General features: G+C 59.8%; 16 protein-coding genes. 9 read left to right on the top strand and 7 right to left on the bottom strand.

Annotated elements, in window-relative coordinates; genetic code table 11:
* The first annotated feature begins 24 nt into the window (after positions 1-24).
* Entirely contained in the window at positions 25-1164 is a 1140-nt protein-coding gene (locus RS75_RS03390) for an ROK family transcriptional regulator (protein ID WP_045017412.1), read from the top strand.
* A gap of 29 nt (positions 1165-1193) precedes the next feature.
* Here the strand turns inward: RS75_RS03390 and RS75_RS03385 are convergent, their stop codons facing one another.
* Complete coding sequence (locus RS75_RS03385) at positions 1194-1517, bottom strand: hypothetical protein (protein WP_160297173.1); 324 nt, start codon at positions 1515-1517, stop codon at positions 1194-1196.
* Between the two features lie 188 nt (positions 1518-1705).
* On the bottom strand, positions 1706-2197 hold the full coding sequence (locus RS75_RS03380) for a hypothetical protein (RefSeq protein WP_045017834.1): 492 nt from the start codon (positions 2195-2197) through the stop codon (positions 1706-1708).
* Between the two features lie 171 nt (positions 2198-2368).
* Between RS75_RS03380 and RS75_RS03375 the strand changes: the two genes are divergently transcribed.
* The 7 genes from RS75_RS03375 to RS75_RS03345 all read left to right on the top strand — a co-directional run bounded on the left by RS75_RS03375 (position 2369) and on the right by RS75_RS03345 (position 8730).
* Positions 2369-4321, top strand: coding sequence for a BTAD domain-containing putative transcriptional regulator (locus tag RS75_RS03375; protein ID WP_045017410.1), 1953 nt, complete (start codon positions 2369-2371; stop codon positions 4319-4321).
* 8 nt (positions 4322-4329) lie between these two features.
* Positions 4330-4758 (top strand): hypothetical protein, encoded by a 429-nt coding sequence (locus tag RS75_RS03370; RefSeq protein ID WP_045017409.1) that lies wholly within the window; start codon positions 4330-4332, stop codon positions 4756-4758.
* 37 nt (positions 4759-4795) lie between these two features.
* On the top strand, positions 4796-5992 hold the full coding sequence (locus tag RS75_RS03365) for a YcaO-like family protein (RefSeq protein WP_045017833.1): 1197 nt from the start codon (positions 4796-4798) through the stop codon (positions 5990-5992).
* A complete protein-coding gene (locus tag RS75_RS03360) occupies positions 5992-6705 on the top strand; it encodes a TfuA-like protein (protein ID WP_045017408.1) in 714 nt (237 codons plus the stop codon). Before RS75_RS03365 ends, RS75_RS03360 begins: the two co-directional genes overlap by 1 nt.
* Positions 6702-7835, top strand: coding sequence for a hypothetical protein (locus tag RS75_RS03355; protein ID WP_045017407.1), 1134 nt, complete (start codon positions 6702-6704; stop codon positions 7833-7835). Before RS75_RS03360 ends, RS75_RS03355 begins: the two co-directional genes overlap by 4 nt.
* Before the next feature lie 125 nt (positions 7836-7960).
* The gene (locus RS75_RS03350; RefSeq protein ID WP_045017405.1) at positions 7961-8401 is read left to right on the top strand and encodes a helix-turn-helix domain-containing protein; all 441 of its coding nucleotides are present in this window, start codon (positions 7961-7963) and stop codon (positions 8399-8401) included.
* Between the two features lie 95 nt (positions 8402-8496).
* Entirely contained in the window at positions 8497-8730 is a 234-nt protein-coding gene (locus tag RS75_RS03345) for a hypothetical protein (RefSeq protein ID WP_045017404.1), read from the top strand.
* 167 nt (positions 8731-8897) lie between these two features.
* On the opposite strand, the gene RS75_RS03340 is transcribed toward RS75_RS03345, so the two are convergent.
* The 3 genes from RS75_RS03340 to xylF form a co-directional block, all read right to left on the bottom strand.
* Positions 8898-9680, bottom strand: a complete 783-nt coding sequence (locus RS75_RS03340) for an ATP-binding cassette domain-containing protein (protein ID WP_045017403.1) — start codon at positions 9678-9680, stop codon at positions 8898-8900.
* Between the two features lie 18 nt (positions 9681-9698).
* Positions 9699-11012: a sugar ABC transporter permease gene (locus RS75_RS03335; RefSeq protein ID WP_045017402.1), complete on the bottom strand. Its 1314-nt coding sequence runs from the start codon at positions 11010-11012 to the stop codon at positions 9699-9701.
* Between the two features lie 79 nt (positions 11013-11091).
* On the bottom strand, positions 11092-12132 hold the full coding sequence (gene xylF / locus RS75_RS03330; RefSeq protein WP_045017399.1) for a D-xylose ABC transporter substrate-binding protein: 1041 nt from the start codon (positions 12130-12132) through the stop codon (positions 11092-11094).
* Positions 12133-12374: 242 nt separating this feature from the next.
* Here xylF and RS75_RS03325 point away from each other — a divergent pair, with 242 nt between their 5' ends.
* Positions 12375-13610 carry an ROK family protein gene (locus tag RS75_RS03325; RefSeq protein WP_045017397.1) on the top strand — a complete coding sequence of 412 codons (1236 nt, stop codon included), beginning with the start codon at positions 12375-12377 and terminating at the stop codon, positions 13608-13610.
* 17 nt (positions 13611-13627) lie between these two features.
* Here the strand turns inward: RS75_RS03325 and RS75_RS03320 are convergent, their stop codons facing one another.
* Both RS75_RS03320 and mce read right to left on the bottom strand, forming a co-directional pair.
* Positions 13628-15166 carry a glycerol-3-phosphate dehydrogenase gene (locus RS75_RS03320; RefSeq protein ID WP_045017395.1) on the bottom strand — a complete coding sequence of 513 codons (1539 nt, stop codon included), beginning with the start codon at positions 15164-15166 and terminating at the stop codon, positions 13628-13630.
* 172 nt (positions 15167-15338) lie between these two features.
* Complete coding sequence (mce, locus tag RS75_RS03315) at positions 15339-15755, bottom strand: methylmalonyl-CoA epimerase (protein ID WP_045017392.1); 417 nt, start codon at positions 15753-15755, stop codon at positions 15339-15341.
* Positions 15756-15764: the final 9 nt, after the last annotated feature.

Genomic DNA, 15764 nt, shown 5'->3' with positions numbered 1-15764 from the left:
AGGTAAAGCGAGGAGAGCGAAACTTTGACTGAGAGACGCAACGGCGGGCTGGCTGGTATTGGCGCGACACAGGGCGCGCTTCTCGGTTACATCCGGCGCAAAGGTTCGGCTTCGCGGGTCGAACTTGCCGAGCACTGCAGCATAACGCCGGCGGCCGTCAGCATGATGACGCGCAATCTGCTCGAGCGTGGTCTTATCGAGGAAGGCGCGCGCCGGCAGGAGGGTCGCGGCGCCCCCCATATCGACCTCACGCTCAAGAAAACCGTCGGCTACGCCCTCGGCGCGCACGCCAATCGTTATTCGGTAATGTTGACGCTCTTGAATTTCAGTGGAGAGATCGTCGGCGAATTGCAGATGCGCGGCTCCTATGACGTGTTTTCCGATGTCCAGCGGGCGCTTCAGGACGGATCCGAAGAGTTGCTGACAAAGAACGCGATCGACAGAAACGAGCTGATCGGCGCGGCAATCGCCATGCCGACCCGCTTTCGCAAGGAAGCCATGTCGCTCGACCTTGCCGAAGAGGTTATTTCCTGGGCGGGTTCGGACCTTTCCGCCATGCTGCGCGAGGCGCTACGCTGCCCGGTCATCATCGAAAATGACGCAAATGCCGCCACTATGGGCGAACTTACGCTCGGCAATGCGGACGGGCATGAAAACTTTGCCTATCTCTATCTGTCCGAAGGGATCGGCGGCGGCATCATCATCAGGAACGAGCTTTATCGCGGTTATCTCGGCAATGCCGGCGAGATCGGCGCCTTGCGCGGCCGAAACGCCTCGCGACCCTCCTTCGAAGATCTGGCGGCATGGTGCCTCGCGCATGTGGGAGAGAAACCTTCAGGACGTGCGCCCGATGTCTGGACGAACTATCTGTCGTGCAATTCTGCCGTGTTTGACGCATGGCTTGAACAGGCGGGACCGCAGGTCGCCAGGCTTGCCTTCGCCGTCAGCGCCGTTCTGGCGCCCACCGCCATCTTTGTCGGCGGCACTTTACCGAGGATCGTGCGCGAGAGGCTGGCGGAATGGCTGGATTACGAACGCTCGGACCCGTTCGACGGCGCAAAGGTGATACAGCCGAAGATCCTGCTACCTGAAGTGGTTGCGACAGACCCCGTTGCCTTCGGTGCGGCGGCGATGATCCTGCACGGCGTCGGCGAAATGCGCTGAAAGCCGGAGCATACACGTCGGGAGAAGCCTCAACCTAGGCTCTGCACCATGAAATAGATCAGCCAGCAGTGCCCGATCACCAGCACGGCCCAGGCCCATTTCGCAATCCTGATATCGACGTCGATGATCGTATTGCTATTTTCTCTCGCGTGGAAAACGTCTTCCCCCGCCCCGTTTTCCGGTGGACGGGACCTGAACGCCGTCCTGGGAACCGCCTCCCCCACAACATAAAGCCCGTCGTTTGGAGCGAACGGACGCGGCTCCTCATCGACGCTCCCGGGATGGGAAAGCACGTCGTCGCCCGAGGCGCAACTCATCGCCAGAAGCCGCGATGACACCCGCCTGTTACGCATGTTACCTTCATTGGGCATCATAAATCTTCCACACAATAAAAATAAAAATATTCAAAGGTGCTTCCCGATAGACCTGTGGGCTTACCGGTATGTTTGCGGCAGGCGCACTGTACGCCGCGCCTGCCGCCGCCCCCCATCTTGTCGCGCGCTTTTGCGTCCCCCAGAACGCATCGGCGCCCTCCCGGCCACTAGCGCGCCGGGCCGCCAGACAAATCGCGTCTGCCGGCATTAGGCTTGGCTTCGCGCTGGATCAGAAATACGGATTTCTCCACCGGAAGCGGCTCGGCCGTCCGGTAGCGTTGAAATCGCTTCGAATATTCGAACCGGATCAGCCTGTCGTCGAATTTCCCCGCCAGAACGCGATAGCCGTTGACGATCTCGTTCAGTATTTCCAACTCTTCTCCCCACAGCCAGCCACCGTAGGAAGTGCCTTCATTCGAACGCAGCACGATCTCGAAAAAATGCCCGCCGGCCACCATTGGCATGCGGAAAAGAATATCGAGATTGTCCTCGTCTTCGTCGTCGCATCTCTCCGCCGACAATCTGGCATGGGCGACTTTCGCATGGGCCAACGCCGAAACAGGATAGAATGGACGGCCCTTGAACCACATGAATTCGCTGACCGCATATCCGACATCGTCGGCACGCTGGTAAGGTTCGGTACGCGGCTCGAACGCCATGTAGCTTCCGTTAAACGCTATCAATTCGAAATTCCCGATGGCTGCCTGGTGCATGATTGCTGTTTTCCGCCCGTCGCCCACGCTTCTGTTCAAGACAATAACCAGGCGGCGTCACACCAGCGTCAAATGGAACGCTATGATTGACTTTCAATTTCCCGGACACGTTGTTAGATGGTGAATCATGGGGGAACAAAAGTGGCTGGAAACGCTGAACTGATACCAATCCGGCTTTTTGGCACCCCGCGCTGTGATGCGGTGCGGGAAGCGTTTTTCCCGTCCAAGGGCTTTGCTCTCACCGCTGCGCTGATCCTTGCTCCCAACCAGTCCCTTTCCCGCCAGCAGGCCGCGTCGCTGTTATGGGAAAACGTCGAGCAAAAAAGGGCTCTCGGCAATTTGCGGCAGCTGATCCTGCGCCTTCAGAAGTTGCCCAACGGGGACGAAGCCATCCTTCTAACCGAAGGAAACGATCTGAGGGCCGGAAAGCTGGCCCAACGCACCGACCTTGCGATCTTCCTAGCCGACGCAAGGGCCGACGACCCGATGCGGCGGCTGCATGCCCTGCTCGCATTCGGCGGCGATCTGCTGGAGGGGCTGGAAACCGGGCAGGATCATCTTTATCTCTGGCTGCTGTCGGAACGCCGTCGTCTCAAGGACCTGTTCTTTTCGAGCTACACACAGCTTCTGGAGGCGTTGACGCGTTTTGGCCGCGCCAGTTCGAACGATATCGCAGCACTTGCCGAATGCGCGCTCAAGATTGAGCCGGAGCGCGAGGAAACCTACCGCGCCGCCATGGCGGCCTATGCGCGGGTGGGAAACACCAGCGCCTGCGAGGGAATTTTCCAGCTTCTGATGGAACAACTCCGCCAGGAAGAGCGCTCTCCGGAAGCCGAAACCGTAGCGCTCAGGCGCCGGATACAAAGCCTCGCCTCGACGATTGTGGTCCCCGCCGAGCCGGATGAGGTCAACCGCCGAAAATCCCCGGCAAAACCGCGCGTCGCCTTCGGCCGGCCGGTGCGGGTGGACGGGCTGCCGGTATCGCCGGTGATGAATGCCTTTGTCGAGGATGTCGCCAATAGTCTCGTTCGGTACCGGACCTTCACGGTCCTTTCGCCGCACAGCACTTTTGCACTGACACACGACCGGGCCGACGACAGTTACGCCATGTTGCGGGCGGACTACCGCATCATGTCGACGGTTTTCGACGATGCCCGCATGTCGGTGGCGCTGATCGAGGAAGCAACCGGCGAAATCGTCTGGTCGCTGGAGGCTGTCTTGACCGAGCGGCATATCCACGCCGCCTTTCGCCTGCTGTCGAAACAGGTGGCTGCGGGACTTGCCCGCGAGATCGAGCGGCTTCAGGTGGAGCCGGACCGCAACCACAGCGGCGAGGCCTACCGGCAATTGCTGGAGGGCCAGCAGCTTCTGCGCGGCAAGTGCGACCTGCCGCTTCTTCGAAGAGCCCGCTCGATGTTCCGCCGGGCCGTCGATCTCGACAACAGCATGGCGGTCGCCCGCGCCCGCGTGGCGCAGAGCCTGCAGCTGGAATGGCTGATGCTGGGCGGCAACGACCCGCATCTGCTGCACCGCGCCAAGGCGGAGGCGGACGCCTCCGTCGAGATCGATCCGGCACTTGGCGTCGGCCACTGGATGTGCGCCGTGGTGGCGCTCTACCAGCGGGATTTCGATATATCTGCCGAAAGGTTTTTCGAGGCGGAGGCGCTTGCGCCAAACTCCGCCGACCTGTTGCTCCAGCATGCCGATGCGCTCGCTCATTTCGGCGACGCCGAGACCGCATGGGAGAAATTTCAGCAGGCCATCGACCTCAATCCGCTCGCGCCCGATATCTACTGGTGGGCGGGCGCCAGCATCGCGTTCAAGCGCGAGGACTACGGCACGGCGGTGGAATTATGCGCGCGGATGGAAAATGACGAGCCGGCACTGCGTGTCCTGACCGCAAGCCACGCGCTCCACGGCGATTTGGCCGCTGCACGGGAAACCGGCGGCAGGCTCCAGGAAAACTATCCGGGTATGACGGCGAAGGAGATCAGCAGCCTGTCTCCAGACCGTGACCCGGTAGCGAATAAAAAATTCTATGACGCACTTCGATTAGCTGGGATCAAATAGGAGATATTATGTCCTCGCACTTCTTCATTGTTGGAAAAAAGGATTTCGGCATTCTCTTCATTCGTACGGCGCCGCTCAAGGTTGCGTCCGTTTCGCATGAGACGATTGCCGCCTATGAGGCGAGCCATCCCGGTGTGGACGGCTATGCACGCGTTGCCGCGGCCGCAAAATCCATGCTCGTCCGCCAGGACGGCCTGCCCGAAACCGAACTGGATCAGGTCCAGATTCAGGGCATCGAAGCCCTCCTCGCCGGCGGCGCCGTGGTTTCCGAGGCCGATTTCGCCCTTGTCGGTGAAGTGATCGACACCGGCTGGGATTTCAACCGCATGGTACTGGCACCGATCGAGTCGGCGCTTCAGGCGGTCGGCCCGGCGGGCGCCATCACCGGCGAACTGTTCGACGCCATCCTTGCCGACGACACCAACGCTGCGCCCTGATCGCGGCCCCGCAGCCTTGGCCGCCGACGGTGCTCCCATTTCAGCGACGGCGGCTTCAAGACATGCGGACGCTTCGTTCTTCGATCCCGAACTGCTTCGGCGGTTCGGGATTACCCGTGTCGGCGACGTGACCGGTCTCGACATTATCGGCATACCCGTCTGGTTTGCCGCGCGGCCCAATTCACGCGGACTGTCGGTGTCTCAGGGCAAGGGACTTGTCGCGGAACAGGCCCGCCTTTCGGCGATCATGGAAGCGATCGAAGGTGCCGTTGCCGAAGACACCCGCAAACACATCGCCGCTTTCGGCTCCATTCAGGAGATGCGGGACAAGGGCGCTCCGATTGTTCCCTTCGAAACCATCGGCCGGGTCGACCCGGACACTCTTAATCTGCAAACCGAACGCGCCTGGGTAAAAGGAATATCCATAGGCCGGCAGCGCGACGTTTTTGCCCCTTATGAGCTGGTCGGCATGGATTTCCGCGCGGATTTCCCCTGGGATCGACGGGCCTTCCTGATGAGTTCGCAAGGTCTCGCGGCCGGTTTCGACCATGACCACGCGGCTCTCCACGCTTTGCTCGAACTCGTCGAAAATGATGCCTGCTTTCTCATAGACACTTTCGAAACCCGCAATATCGCGCCGGAACCGGTCCTGTTTCCACCAGGAATCGACACTTCTTTCGACACCCTTGTTCGACATCTCTCAGATATCGGACTGCCGCCGCGCTTCTTTGACCTGACGAATGCGCTCGGCGTGCCGGTGGTCATGGCAAGCTTACCCCGTTCCATTCACGCGCAGGGCGGGCTTGCGACCCGCAGTGCTGCCGGCGCGGCCTGCCGGTTTGGTACCTATGACGCCGCAATTGCGGCGCTGCTAGAGGCGGTGCAGTCGCGATTGACTGACATCAGCGGCGCGAGGGACGATCTCTCTCCTCTGCGCTACCAGCGGGATATGTTTGCGGCCACACCAGCCGTATCCGCGTCACGGCCGGTGGAACGGCTCCCGGCCAATCTCGATTTCGCGGATCGCGACACGGCTCTGCCGCCATGGCGTCAGCTTGCGGAGCATCTCTTCTCCAGCGGGATCGAGGACATCTATGTCTTTCCGCTGGAAACGGGAATATCCGGCCTGCATGTCGTGCGGGTTCTGGCAAGCGGCCTCACACCTGCGGGCGGCGGTCTGCAACAGATCTCACCGCGGACGCTTGACCGGTTCCTGAACCTCGGAGGTCTTTGATGAAGCCGGTGGTTTTTGCGGGGCCGTCCATCCACGGCATCGCACGCGAAGGGATTTCCGGGGTCGATCTTCGCGGCCCCGCCTCCTGTGGTGATATTTTTGACGCTGTGCAACAGGGCGCCCGGATCATCGGGCTGATCGACGGCCTTTACGGAGATTGCGCCGCCGTCTGGCACAAGGAAATCCTGTTTGCGCTATCAGAGGGCGTCACCGTTGTCGGCGCGGCCAGCATGGGTGCGCTGAGGGCGGCGGAATGCGTAGCCTTCGGCATGATCGGCATCGGCGAAATCTTCGAAGCCTATCGGGACGGGCGGCGGTTTTCAGACGCCGATGTGGCGGTCACCCATGCGCCCGGCGAACTCGATTATCGCCCGCTTACGATCGCGCTGGTCGATGCCGAAGCGACGCTGGAAGCGTGCCGCGCGTCGTTCGAACCGGGGGAACACGACGGCCTGCTGCGCGCTGCCCGCAAGCTGCATTTTACCCGCAGAACATGGCGCGCAATCGCAACTGAGGCAAAGCTCAGCCCCGAAACTGCAAATTTTCTGGCCGGACATGCGGTATCCGTCAAACGAAACGATGCGGCCAGGCTTTTAGGCATGATTGGCAGCGGCGCGTTGCCATCTCCGCCGCCACTATCATGGAAGCTCCAGAACACGGCGTTTTTTCAGCAATTGGCCGCGCGGCGCATGGCGTGGGAAAAAGTGTCTTGACCGCTGCCCGGTCCCTGTCTCTCGTGCCCGATTGCGGTGGGCTGATCCGCACGATCGCGCTTGCACTGCCCACACCGTTTTTTGCGAACCATGACGTTTCACCGCTCATTCCAATCGGAAACCTGCTTTCGGCTCTGCCTTCCGATATAACAGCACTTGTTCTGATCAATCGCGCCTGTCTCACCTCCGCGCAAAACTGGCTCGACAGGCTGGCAATCCGCTGTACCGCAGAACTGGTAGCGCTCGACGCACATCACAACGTTTCGCATCCGTGGATACAGGATATGTTCCACGTCCGGACCGGCGAGAGGGGCGCAACCGAACTGGTTTCAGCAGCAGAAGACCCCATCGCCGGCGGGCTGGCCAACCGTCTCGGGCTTGCAGTCACCACTTCGCAGGTCATTTTGCCGGGCGGCAACCAGCTGGTCGGCCCGGACTTTCGACTGGTGGGCCATTCCAGCCTGCGGGACGACAGGGGGATCGCAAGCAATGCGGCGGTCGAGCACTCGCAACAATGGTGCCGGGTTCAGGCTCTCGACGGCAGAACCGTGCACAGTTTCGGATATCGGCCGGAGGATCTCGGGAATTCAGCTTCCGATCTTTCCCCGGTTGAAACCTCCGATCCTGTATTGATCGCCGGGAAAATGCATCAGTGCGGTTTCCACGTCGACCAGTTCGTTTCGGTCACGGGCCTTCGTCGTGATGGCCGCCCGCTATTGCTTGTCGCCGATCCGGTGGCGCAGGGCGGCTGCGAAGCCCGTTCAACCACGGATTTGAAACGAAAACTGGACGCCTCTGCCCTTTCGCTGGCGCGGCAAGGCTTCGCGATCATGCGAAATCCCATTCCGGTTTCACCCGCCATCGATACGAACAAATGCCTGCCCCGGCTTTACAATAATATCCTTCTGGAAAATGCCGTGCGGCCCGGTCAAAAGCAGCCATTCGTCTGGATCCCGCATTTCGGCGATACGGAAGCATTCGAGGGTTTCGACGAAGAAAACCGGAAAATATGGGAAAAACTCGGCTTTTATGCCATCGGCGTGGAGGGATGGAGCCGTTTTACAAGCAGAAACGGGGCATTGCGGTGTGCGACAAAGGTGATAAACCGTGGCCCGGCACATAGCATATAAACAGAAAACCGCCTTATTTTGTCAGTAACGCCTCGCAATACCCGTGGAAATTGTGTTGAATGTCTACCTTCAACAATATTAATTGACAATTATCCAAATTAAGCCCCTCACAACTGGAGGAATCCATGCTGCAACCCAAACTACCCAGCCCGATTGATGTGCATGTCGGTACGCAAATCAGAATGCGCCGCAAGTCGCTCGGCATGAGTCAAAGTGCACTGGCGGGCCGGCTGGGCATCACCTTTCAGCAGGTCCAGAAATACGAAAAGGGCGCAAATCGCGTCGGCGCGTCACGCCTGCAGGCCATAGCATCGGTTCTCGGCGTCGAGGTCAGCTCTTTGTTCGCCAATGCCACACCGGATGTCGGAAACGCCAATCCGGCCCTTGGCTCCATCAATGCCATGCAATCATTCGTGGCGTCGAATGAAGGTTTTTCGCTCAATCAGGCCTTCGCCCGGATCAAGAACGCAACCGTGCGCAAAAGCATCGTCGCCCTCGTGACATCGCTTGCAACGACCGAAACGGCGGAAAATACCGGCGCTCAGGAAAACAAGAGCGATGATTGACGCAGGTGTGACGCTCGCGTGACGCTCGATGTGGTCGAAAATGAACAACGCGGGGATCAACGCGTTATCATATTGTCGACTGTCGAGAGGGAAGCATGGCGGCATCTACCACAGCAATATTTGAACAGGACGATGCGGACGACATTCTGGCGCTTGGAAGGATGGTTTCCTATCTTTGCCAGCGTTCTAAATCGATGGAATTGGGCATGTCGACCTATTTCCTCGAAATGGCATTGCTGTCGCTGGCTCAGGACATCAACAAGCAGGGTCTGCCGCTGACAAGCGCAGAGATAAACGGCAGCAGCCTCGCACACGCCGATCTGCATTGAACATCCGCAATGACGTAAATCCACCAGAGGGCGCGTTTCTGCAGGACGCAATTGTCCGCACGACCCTCCCCAGGGATTTTCACGGAAGCGATGAATGATGAGGCCCGGTTTTACCGGGCTTCACTCAATATGGGCATAACAAATCTCGAATATTCGATCTGAACCGATCAGGCGACAACCGCACCCGGACCCGCCACAGCACCTGATGGCACCTTGCCCAGAATGATCATGCCGAGAACCTCGTCCTTCGTCACATCTTCCGTACGGGCATGGCCGACCACCTTGCCGTTTTTCATGACGAATACCCGGTCGGCCAGATCGAAGACGTCATGGATATCGTGGCTGATGAGGAAGATGCCGATGCCCTGCCGTTTCAGTTCCTTGACGAGATCACCGACCTGCGCCGTTTCCTGCGGCCCGAGCGCTGCCGTCGGCTCATCCATGATGAGGATGCGGGCGTCGAAAAGAATGGCGCGGGCAATGGCGACGGATTGTCGCTGGCCGCCAGACAACGCCTTCACCGGCTCCTTGAACCGCCGGAAGTTGGGGTTGAGACGCCCCATGACCTCGCGGGCCGAGGCCTCCATTGCGACATCGTCCAATGTGCCCCATTTCGTCTTCAACTCGCGACCGAGATAAAGATTGGCCGCCGCATCGACATTATCCGCCACGGCCAGCGTCTGGTAGATGGTTTCGATGCCATATTTCTTGGCGTCGCGGGGATTGCGAATATCCACATCCTCGCCGTTGATGAGGATATCGCCCTCATCCCGCCGGTATGCACCGGACAATATCTTGATGAGTGTCGATTTTCCCGCACCATTGTGGCCGAGAAGGGCAACCACCTCGCCGGGGAAAAGATCGACAGAGGCGTTTTCCACCGCATGGATACCGCCGAAGGAAATGGAAATATTGCGCATTTCCACGAGGGGCGTGACTTGGTCCGTCATAGGAGTTCTCCTCGGTTCTTACTTGGCGCGAGCGCGGTAAATGGTGTCGAGCCAGACGGCGACGACCAGAACCACACCGACGACGATGCGCTGGAAAGGCGTATCGATGCCCACGAGCACCATGCCGGATTGCAGCGATTGCATGACGAGCGCGCCGAGCATCGCGCCCGCAATGGTGCCGACGCCGCCGGCGAGCGAGGTGCCGCCGATGACCGCCGCCGCGATCGTATAAAGTTCGTCCAGTTCACCCTGGGCATTGGTGGCCGCGTTGAGGCGGGCCGTCGAGATCGCCGCAGCGATGGCGCACAGGACGCCCATCAGCGTGAATATCTTCACCGTGACCCAGCGGGTCTTGATGCCGGCGAGTTCCGCTGCTTCAGGATTGCCGCCGATGGCGAAGACATAACGTCCGAAGCGCAGCCGCGTCGCGATGAAAGTCATCACCGCCCCGACAGCGAGCGCCATCAACACGGGAATGGCGATGCCGTGCGGAATGAACAGACCGCCTTCCGGCCAGGCTATGCCACTTGCTTCGGCATAGTTGCGGGCGATGTTGATCGGCCAAGGATAGCTGTTGACCACCGCCACGAAGCCGATAACGACGAAGCAGCCGAGTGCCACCAGAAAATACTCCGCCCAGACGGGCCGCAGCGGAAAACCGAACCGGCGGCGCTGGTGACGGGAATTCAGGATCGCCGCAACGATGGCGACGCAGGCGACGATGGCAGCGACCCAGCTCCATGTCTCACCGATCGAGCCGCTGGTGCCGCCGCCCATCAGGCGGAAGGTGGAATCCATCGGCGCCACGGTGCGACCGCTGGTGACGAACCAGGTGCCGCCGCGCCAGACCAGCAAACCGCCGAGCGTGACGATGAAGGACGGCACATTCAGGAAGGCGATGATAGAGCCTTGCAGCATGCCGATCGCGCCGCCGACGAGAATGCCGACCAGAAGCGTGACGATCCATGTCGCCCAATGTTCGAAGCCGAGGATCTGCGGCAGGATTTCCGCCTGCATGACACCCATGATCATGCCGGAAAAACCGAGGATCGACCCGACCGACAGATCGATGTTGCGGGTGACGATGACAAGCACCATGCCTGTCGCCATTACCGCCACGGAGGCGGTCTGGACAGAGAGGTTCCAGAGATTTCTCGGCGTCAGGAACAGCCCGCCCGAAAGAATATGGAAACCGATCCAGATCAGAAGAAGCGCACCGACCATGCCGAGTAGCCGGGTATCAAGCTCGGTGGCGCTGATGAAACGCGAAATCGAGCCCGTCTTTTCCGTCTTGGGGGACGCTGTGGAATTGGATTGTGTCATGTCGGCCATGGACTGCCGGTCCTCCTTACATCTGAAAGGCGCCGCGCCACATGCCGTGGCGCGGCGCCCAAACGTCAACCTATCGGTCTCAGTTGCAGGCCTTGACGGATCCGGCCTTCACACCCTGGCAGGCCGTTTCCTTCTTGATCCAGCCGGCGTCGATGACGACGTTCAGATTGTCCTTGGTAATGGCGATGGGCTTGAGGAAGACCGACTGCATCGTCACTTTTTTCGGACCGCCATCAAAGGCGGCAACGCCCTTGATTTCCGTCATCTTCTTGCCGCCCGCAAGCGCCAGCGCGATGCCGGCAGCTTCCTTGCCGAGTTCGCGGCTGTCCTTCCAGACGGATACCGTCTGCGTGCCGAGCGCGACACGGTTAAGCGCGGCGAAGTCGGCATCCTGACCGGATACGGGAACAGAACCGGCAAGGCCCTGCGCGGCAAGAGCAGCGATTGCGCCGCCGGCCGTTCCGTCGTTCGATGCGACGACCGCATCGACCTTGTTGTTGTTCTTGGTCAGGAACTGTTCCATGTTCTTCTGGGCATTTTCCGGCTTCCAGCCATCGGTATAGGCTTCGCCGACATTCTTGATCTTGCCCGCATCGACAGCGGCCTTCAGGACTTCCTGCTGACCGGCAAAAAGAAAGTCAGCATTCGGATCGGAAGACGAACCCTTGATGAAGACGTAATTGCCTTCCGGCTTGACCTTGAAGACTTCGGCTGCCTGAAGGCGTCCGACTTCCTTGTTGTCGAAGGTGATGTAGAAGGCGTTCTTGTTTTCGATCAGGCGGTCGTAACCGACCACCGGAATACCCTCGGCGACGGCCTTTTCAACGGCCGGGCCAATTGCGTCGCTGTCCTGTGCAAGGATGATGAGCGCATTGGCGCCCTGGGAAATCAGCGATTCGACGTCGGTCAACTGCTTTGCGGCGGATGACTGCGCATCGGCGGAAATGTATTTCGCACCGGCCTTGTCGAGCGCGGACTTGATTGCCGCCTCATCCGTCTTCCAGCGCTCTTCCTGGAAATTCGACCAGGAAACGCCAACGACGAGATCGGCCGCAATAGCAGCGGTGTGCAGGGAAACGAGTACAGCTGTACCCGCCAAAAGCTTGGCAAATGAATTCATGATGTCCTCCCGGTAAGGGCGAAGCCTGCACCTCCATGCAGGAAAAACGCCCGGAAAAAGCTGCCGGTCTCTGTGGTTTCACAATTTTCTCGACAGTCGAGAAAATTAATGTCAGAGATTCCCAATGCTGTCAACAACGGCTGGGGACAGCATCCGGGTGTCTTGATCCTGTATGTGGCATGCGCCATCAGACGGGGTAAGCACGACAGGAAAAAAGCCGTTCAGGGAGCATACCCCAGCCCATGTCCGCCATTGCAAGCACGGAACTGGTGCGCCAGAAAAACAGCCTGTCGGTTATGGCGGCGTTGCGCCTGCGCGGCAGCCTTTCCCATACGGACATGTCTTCCTTCACCGGGCTTGCCTCCGCCACGGTCTCCGCCATTACCATGGAACTCGAGCGTGCCGGACTGATCCTGCGCAAAGAACAGCTTGCCGCCGCCGGGCGCGGGCGGCCCCGTATCCTCTTTGCGGCAAGCGGCGCCTTCTGCCATGTCGCCATCGTCATCATCTCTTCCGACAGCGTGCAATATTCGCTGGTCGATTATGCCGGCAAGCTGGTGGACCGGTTTACCGAGCAGAGGATGGCAGTTGAAAAAGGCTCTTTCGGTGGCTCTATACTGGCGGGTCTGGCGAGACTTGCGGAGCGCTCGCGCATCAGCCTGCACGATATTCTTCAGGTATCGATCAGCAGCAAGGGACTGGTGGACGCGGCAGCGGCGGTGCTCGTCTGGTCGCCGGTGCTCGGCAACGAGAAGATAGATTTCCAGCAACTCATTTCGCAAGACGGCCGCATTCGTGTAACCCTGAACAACGAGACCCTGCTTGCCGCAAAGGCCATCTGGATGCGGGAACAGGCGCATGAGGGCCGGACATCGGAGGCGCTCGTTACCCTTTCCCTCGGCCACAGCATCGGTCTCGGCATTGCTCGCGCCACCACGGATGGCGCGATCGAGGTCGGCGCACCCAATTTCGGCCATATGCTGCATCTGGCCGACGGCGCGCTGTGCCGTTGCGGCACCAGAGGCTGTATCGAGGCCTATTCCGGGTTTTACGCGATCCTGCGTTCGGCTTTCGAGGCCCCGCCACAGGCGGAACCCGCAAAATTCGTACCAATTGCGGAGGTGGACAAGATCGCGGCTTCAGCCCGCGCCGGCGGGCGCATGGCGCGGCTCGCCTTCCGCGCTGCCGGGCTCGCGCTCGGCAACGGCCTTTCACGCCTGTTCAGCCTGCATGGCCATATGCCGGTCTTCATCACCGGCCCCGGCACACGCTACTTCGATCTTCTGGAGAGCGGCCTTCACGAAGGCCTTGCGCAATCGCAAGCGGTGCGTTTCGGCGGAATGCCGAAAATAGGCATCGCGCCCAACGAACCGGAACTGGTGTTCGAAGGGCATATGGAACACGCGCTTTCGACCGCCGACGACTATATATTGAGCGCCGACGGCCCTCAGAAATTGGTCAGGAATTCCGCAAGCTGACCAGACAATCCGCAGGCTCAGGCCTGTTCCGCCAAAGCTTCGACTTTTTCCGGACGGCCCGTCAGCGTGGCCACGAATTCGTCCAGAGCGACGGCCTCGTCCTTGCTCAACCGCAGACCCTGTTTCGTACGCCGCCAGAGAATATCCTCGGCAGCAAAGGCCCATTCGTGCTTCACCAGCCAGCGCACTTCGCATTCGTAAAGCGTGCCGCCGAAATGCCGGCCGAGACCGGAAACATCGGTGGCGGCTCCGAGCAGTTCCGCAGCCTTCGTGCCGTAGTTTCTGACCAGCCGCTCGGCATGGCGGTCGCCGAGGAAAGGATAAAGGGAGACAAGCGCCCTCACCTGGGCTTCATATTTCTCCACGCCGAAATCACCACCCGGCAGGTGCGAACCCGCCGTCCAGGGTTTGCCCTTCTCGCCGATAGCCGCGCCGATCTTTTCCAGTGCATGTTCCGCCAGCCGCCGATAGGTCGTCAATTTACCGCCGAAGATGTTGAGAAGCGGCGCTTCGCCCTCTTCAACCTTGAGCACATAATCCCGTGTGGCTTCCTGCGCTTTCGAAGCTCCATCGTCGAAAAGCGGACGCACGCCGGAATAGGCCCAGACGATATCATCAGGCTTTACCGGTTCGCTGAAATATTCGCTGGCCGCATTGCAGAGATAGGAAATCTCGTCCTCAGAGATACGCACCTTGGCGGGATCGCCCTTGTAATCGCGGTCGGTGGTGCCGATCAGCGTAAAGTCCCGCTCATAGGGAATGGCGAAGATGATGCGATTGTCCGGGTTCTGGAAGAAATAGGCGCGCGGATCGGAAAACTTTTTGCGCACGATGATGTGGCTGCCCTGCACGAGGCGAACATTGTGCACATCGTTGCGGCCGAAGACGCCAGACAGCACATTATCCACCCAGGGGCCGGCGGCGTTCACCAGCATGCGCGCTTTGTGCGTGACCGTGCGGCCGGTTTTTTCGTCCAGCGTTTCGATAAGCCATAACCCGCCTTCGCGTCGCGCGGAAACGACCCGCGTGCGGTTCATGATCGTCGCACCGCGATCCGCTGCATCGCGCGCGTTCAAGACCACGAAACGGGCGTCGTCCACCCAGCCGTCAGAATATTCGAAAGCCTTTGCAAAAACCGGCTTCAGCGGCTTGCCTGCCGGATCTTGCCGAAGATCGACCGTGCGGGTTGGCGGCAAAAGCTTGCGGCCGCCGAGATTGTCATAAAGAAACAGGCCGAGCCGTACCATCCATGCAGGGCGCACGCCGCCCTTCTGAAGCGGCAGAACGAAGCGCATTGGCCAGATAACGTGCGGGGCCATGGCCCACAGGATTTCACGCTCCATCAGCGCTTCGCGAACCAAACGAAACTCGTAATGTTCGAGATAGCGCAAGCCGCCATGGATGAGCTTGGTGGCGGCCGAAGAGGTGCCGGAAGCGAAATCGCCCTTCTCCGCGAGCGCCACGGAATAGCCTCTGCCCACCGCGTCGCGAGCAATGCCGCAGCCATTGATGCCGCCACCGATGACAAAAAGATCGAAAATATTCTCGCTGGACATAGAGCCTCCACGACAGCGCCGGGGGAATTTCTCCCCATCGTTGAAAGTCAACCGCCATAAAAACGAAAATAAAACGAATGTCAAAAGAAAACAAACGAAACACGTTCCGGCAAAGGCGAACGGCCGCTACTGACCGTCTGCCACATGGCCAGCGTCTTACGGGGTCTGTGTTTCAGCCATGTGTCGGGGAAACTTGCTCAAGCTCGTAAAGCACACCGCCCATGTCCTTCGGATGCAGGAAGAGAACGGGATTGCCATGCGCGCCGGTCTTCGGTTCGCCATCGCCCAGAATGCGGATACCTTTGCGGGCGAGATCGTCGCGCACCGCCAGAATATCCGGCACCTCAAAGCACAGATGGTGCGTGCCGCCGCCCGGATTTCTTTCGAGGAAGGTGGCAATCGGCGAGTTTTCTCCGAGCGGATGCAGGAGCTCGATCTTGGTGTTTTCCGCCTGGATGAAAACTACCGTCACGCCGTGTTCGGGCAGGGATTGTGGCTCGGAAACCTGAGCGCCGAGCGCCCTATAGCGGGCGATGGCGGTATCGAGATCTGGAACCGCAATGGCGACGTGGTTCAGTTTTCCAAACATTGCCGTCTT

The sequence above is a fragment of the Rhizobium nepotum 39/7 genome (assembly GCF_000949865.1).
GTDB classification, from domain to species: Bacteria; Pseudomonadota; Alphaproteobacteria; order Rhizobiales; family Rhizobiaceae; genus Agrobacterium; species Agrobacterium nepotum.
Note: the sequence above shows the minus strand (reverse complement) of the source record. Positions and strands in the feature narration are given on the sequence as shown.

Coding starts and splice junctions, on each gene's coding strand:
- RS75_RS03385 (WP_160297173.1), bottom strand. CDS start 1,517: ATGCGTAACAGGCGGGTGTCATCGCGGCTTCTGGCGATGAGTTGCGCC.
- RS75_RS03380 (WP_045017834.1), bottom strand. CDS start 2,197: ATGGCGTTCGAGCCGCGTACCGAACCTTACCAGCGTGCCGACGATGTC.
- RS75_RS03375 (WP_045017410.1), top strand. CDS start 2,369: ATGGTGAATCATGGGGGAACAAAAGTGGCTGGAAACGCTGAACTGATA.
- RS75_RS03370 (WP_045017409.1), top strand. CDS start 4,330: ATGTCCTCGCACTTCTTCATTGTTGGAAAAAAGGATTTCGGCATTCTC.
- RS75_RS03360 (WP_045017408.1), top strand. CDS start 5,992: ATGAAGCCGGTGGTTTTTGCGGGGCCGTCCATCCACGGCATCGCACGC.
- RS75_RS03350 (WP_045017405.1), top strand. CDS start 7,961: ATGCTGCAACCCAAACTACCCAGCCCGATTGATGTGCATGTCGGTACG.
- RS75_RS03345 (WP_045017404.1), top strand. CDS start 8,497: ATGGCGGCATCTACCACAGCAATATTTGAACAGGACGATGCGGACGAC.
- RS75_RS03340 (WP_045017403.1), bottom strand. CDS start 9,680: ATGACGGACCAAGTCACGCCCCTCGTGGAAATGCGCAATATTTCCATT.
- RS75_RS03335 (WP_045017402.1), bottom strand. CDS start 11,012: ATGGCCGACATGACACAATCCAATTCCACAGCGTCCCCCAAGACGGAA.
- xylF (WP_045017399.1), bottom strand. CDS start 12,132: ATGAATTCATTTGCCAAGCTTTTGGCGGGTACAGCTGTACTCGTTTCC.
- RS75_RS03325 (WP_045017397.1), top strand. CDS start 12,375: ATGTCCGCCATTGCAAGCACGGAACTGGTGCGCCAGAAAAACAGCCTG.
- RS75_RS03320 (WP_045017395.1), bottom strand. CDS start 15,166: ATGTCCAGCGAGAATATTTTCGATCTTTTTGTCATCGGTGGCGGCATC.
- mce (WP_045017392.1), bottom strand. CDS start 15,755: ATGTTTGGAAAACTGAACCACGTCGCCATTGCGGTTCCAGATCTCGAT.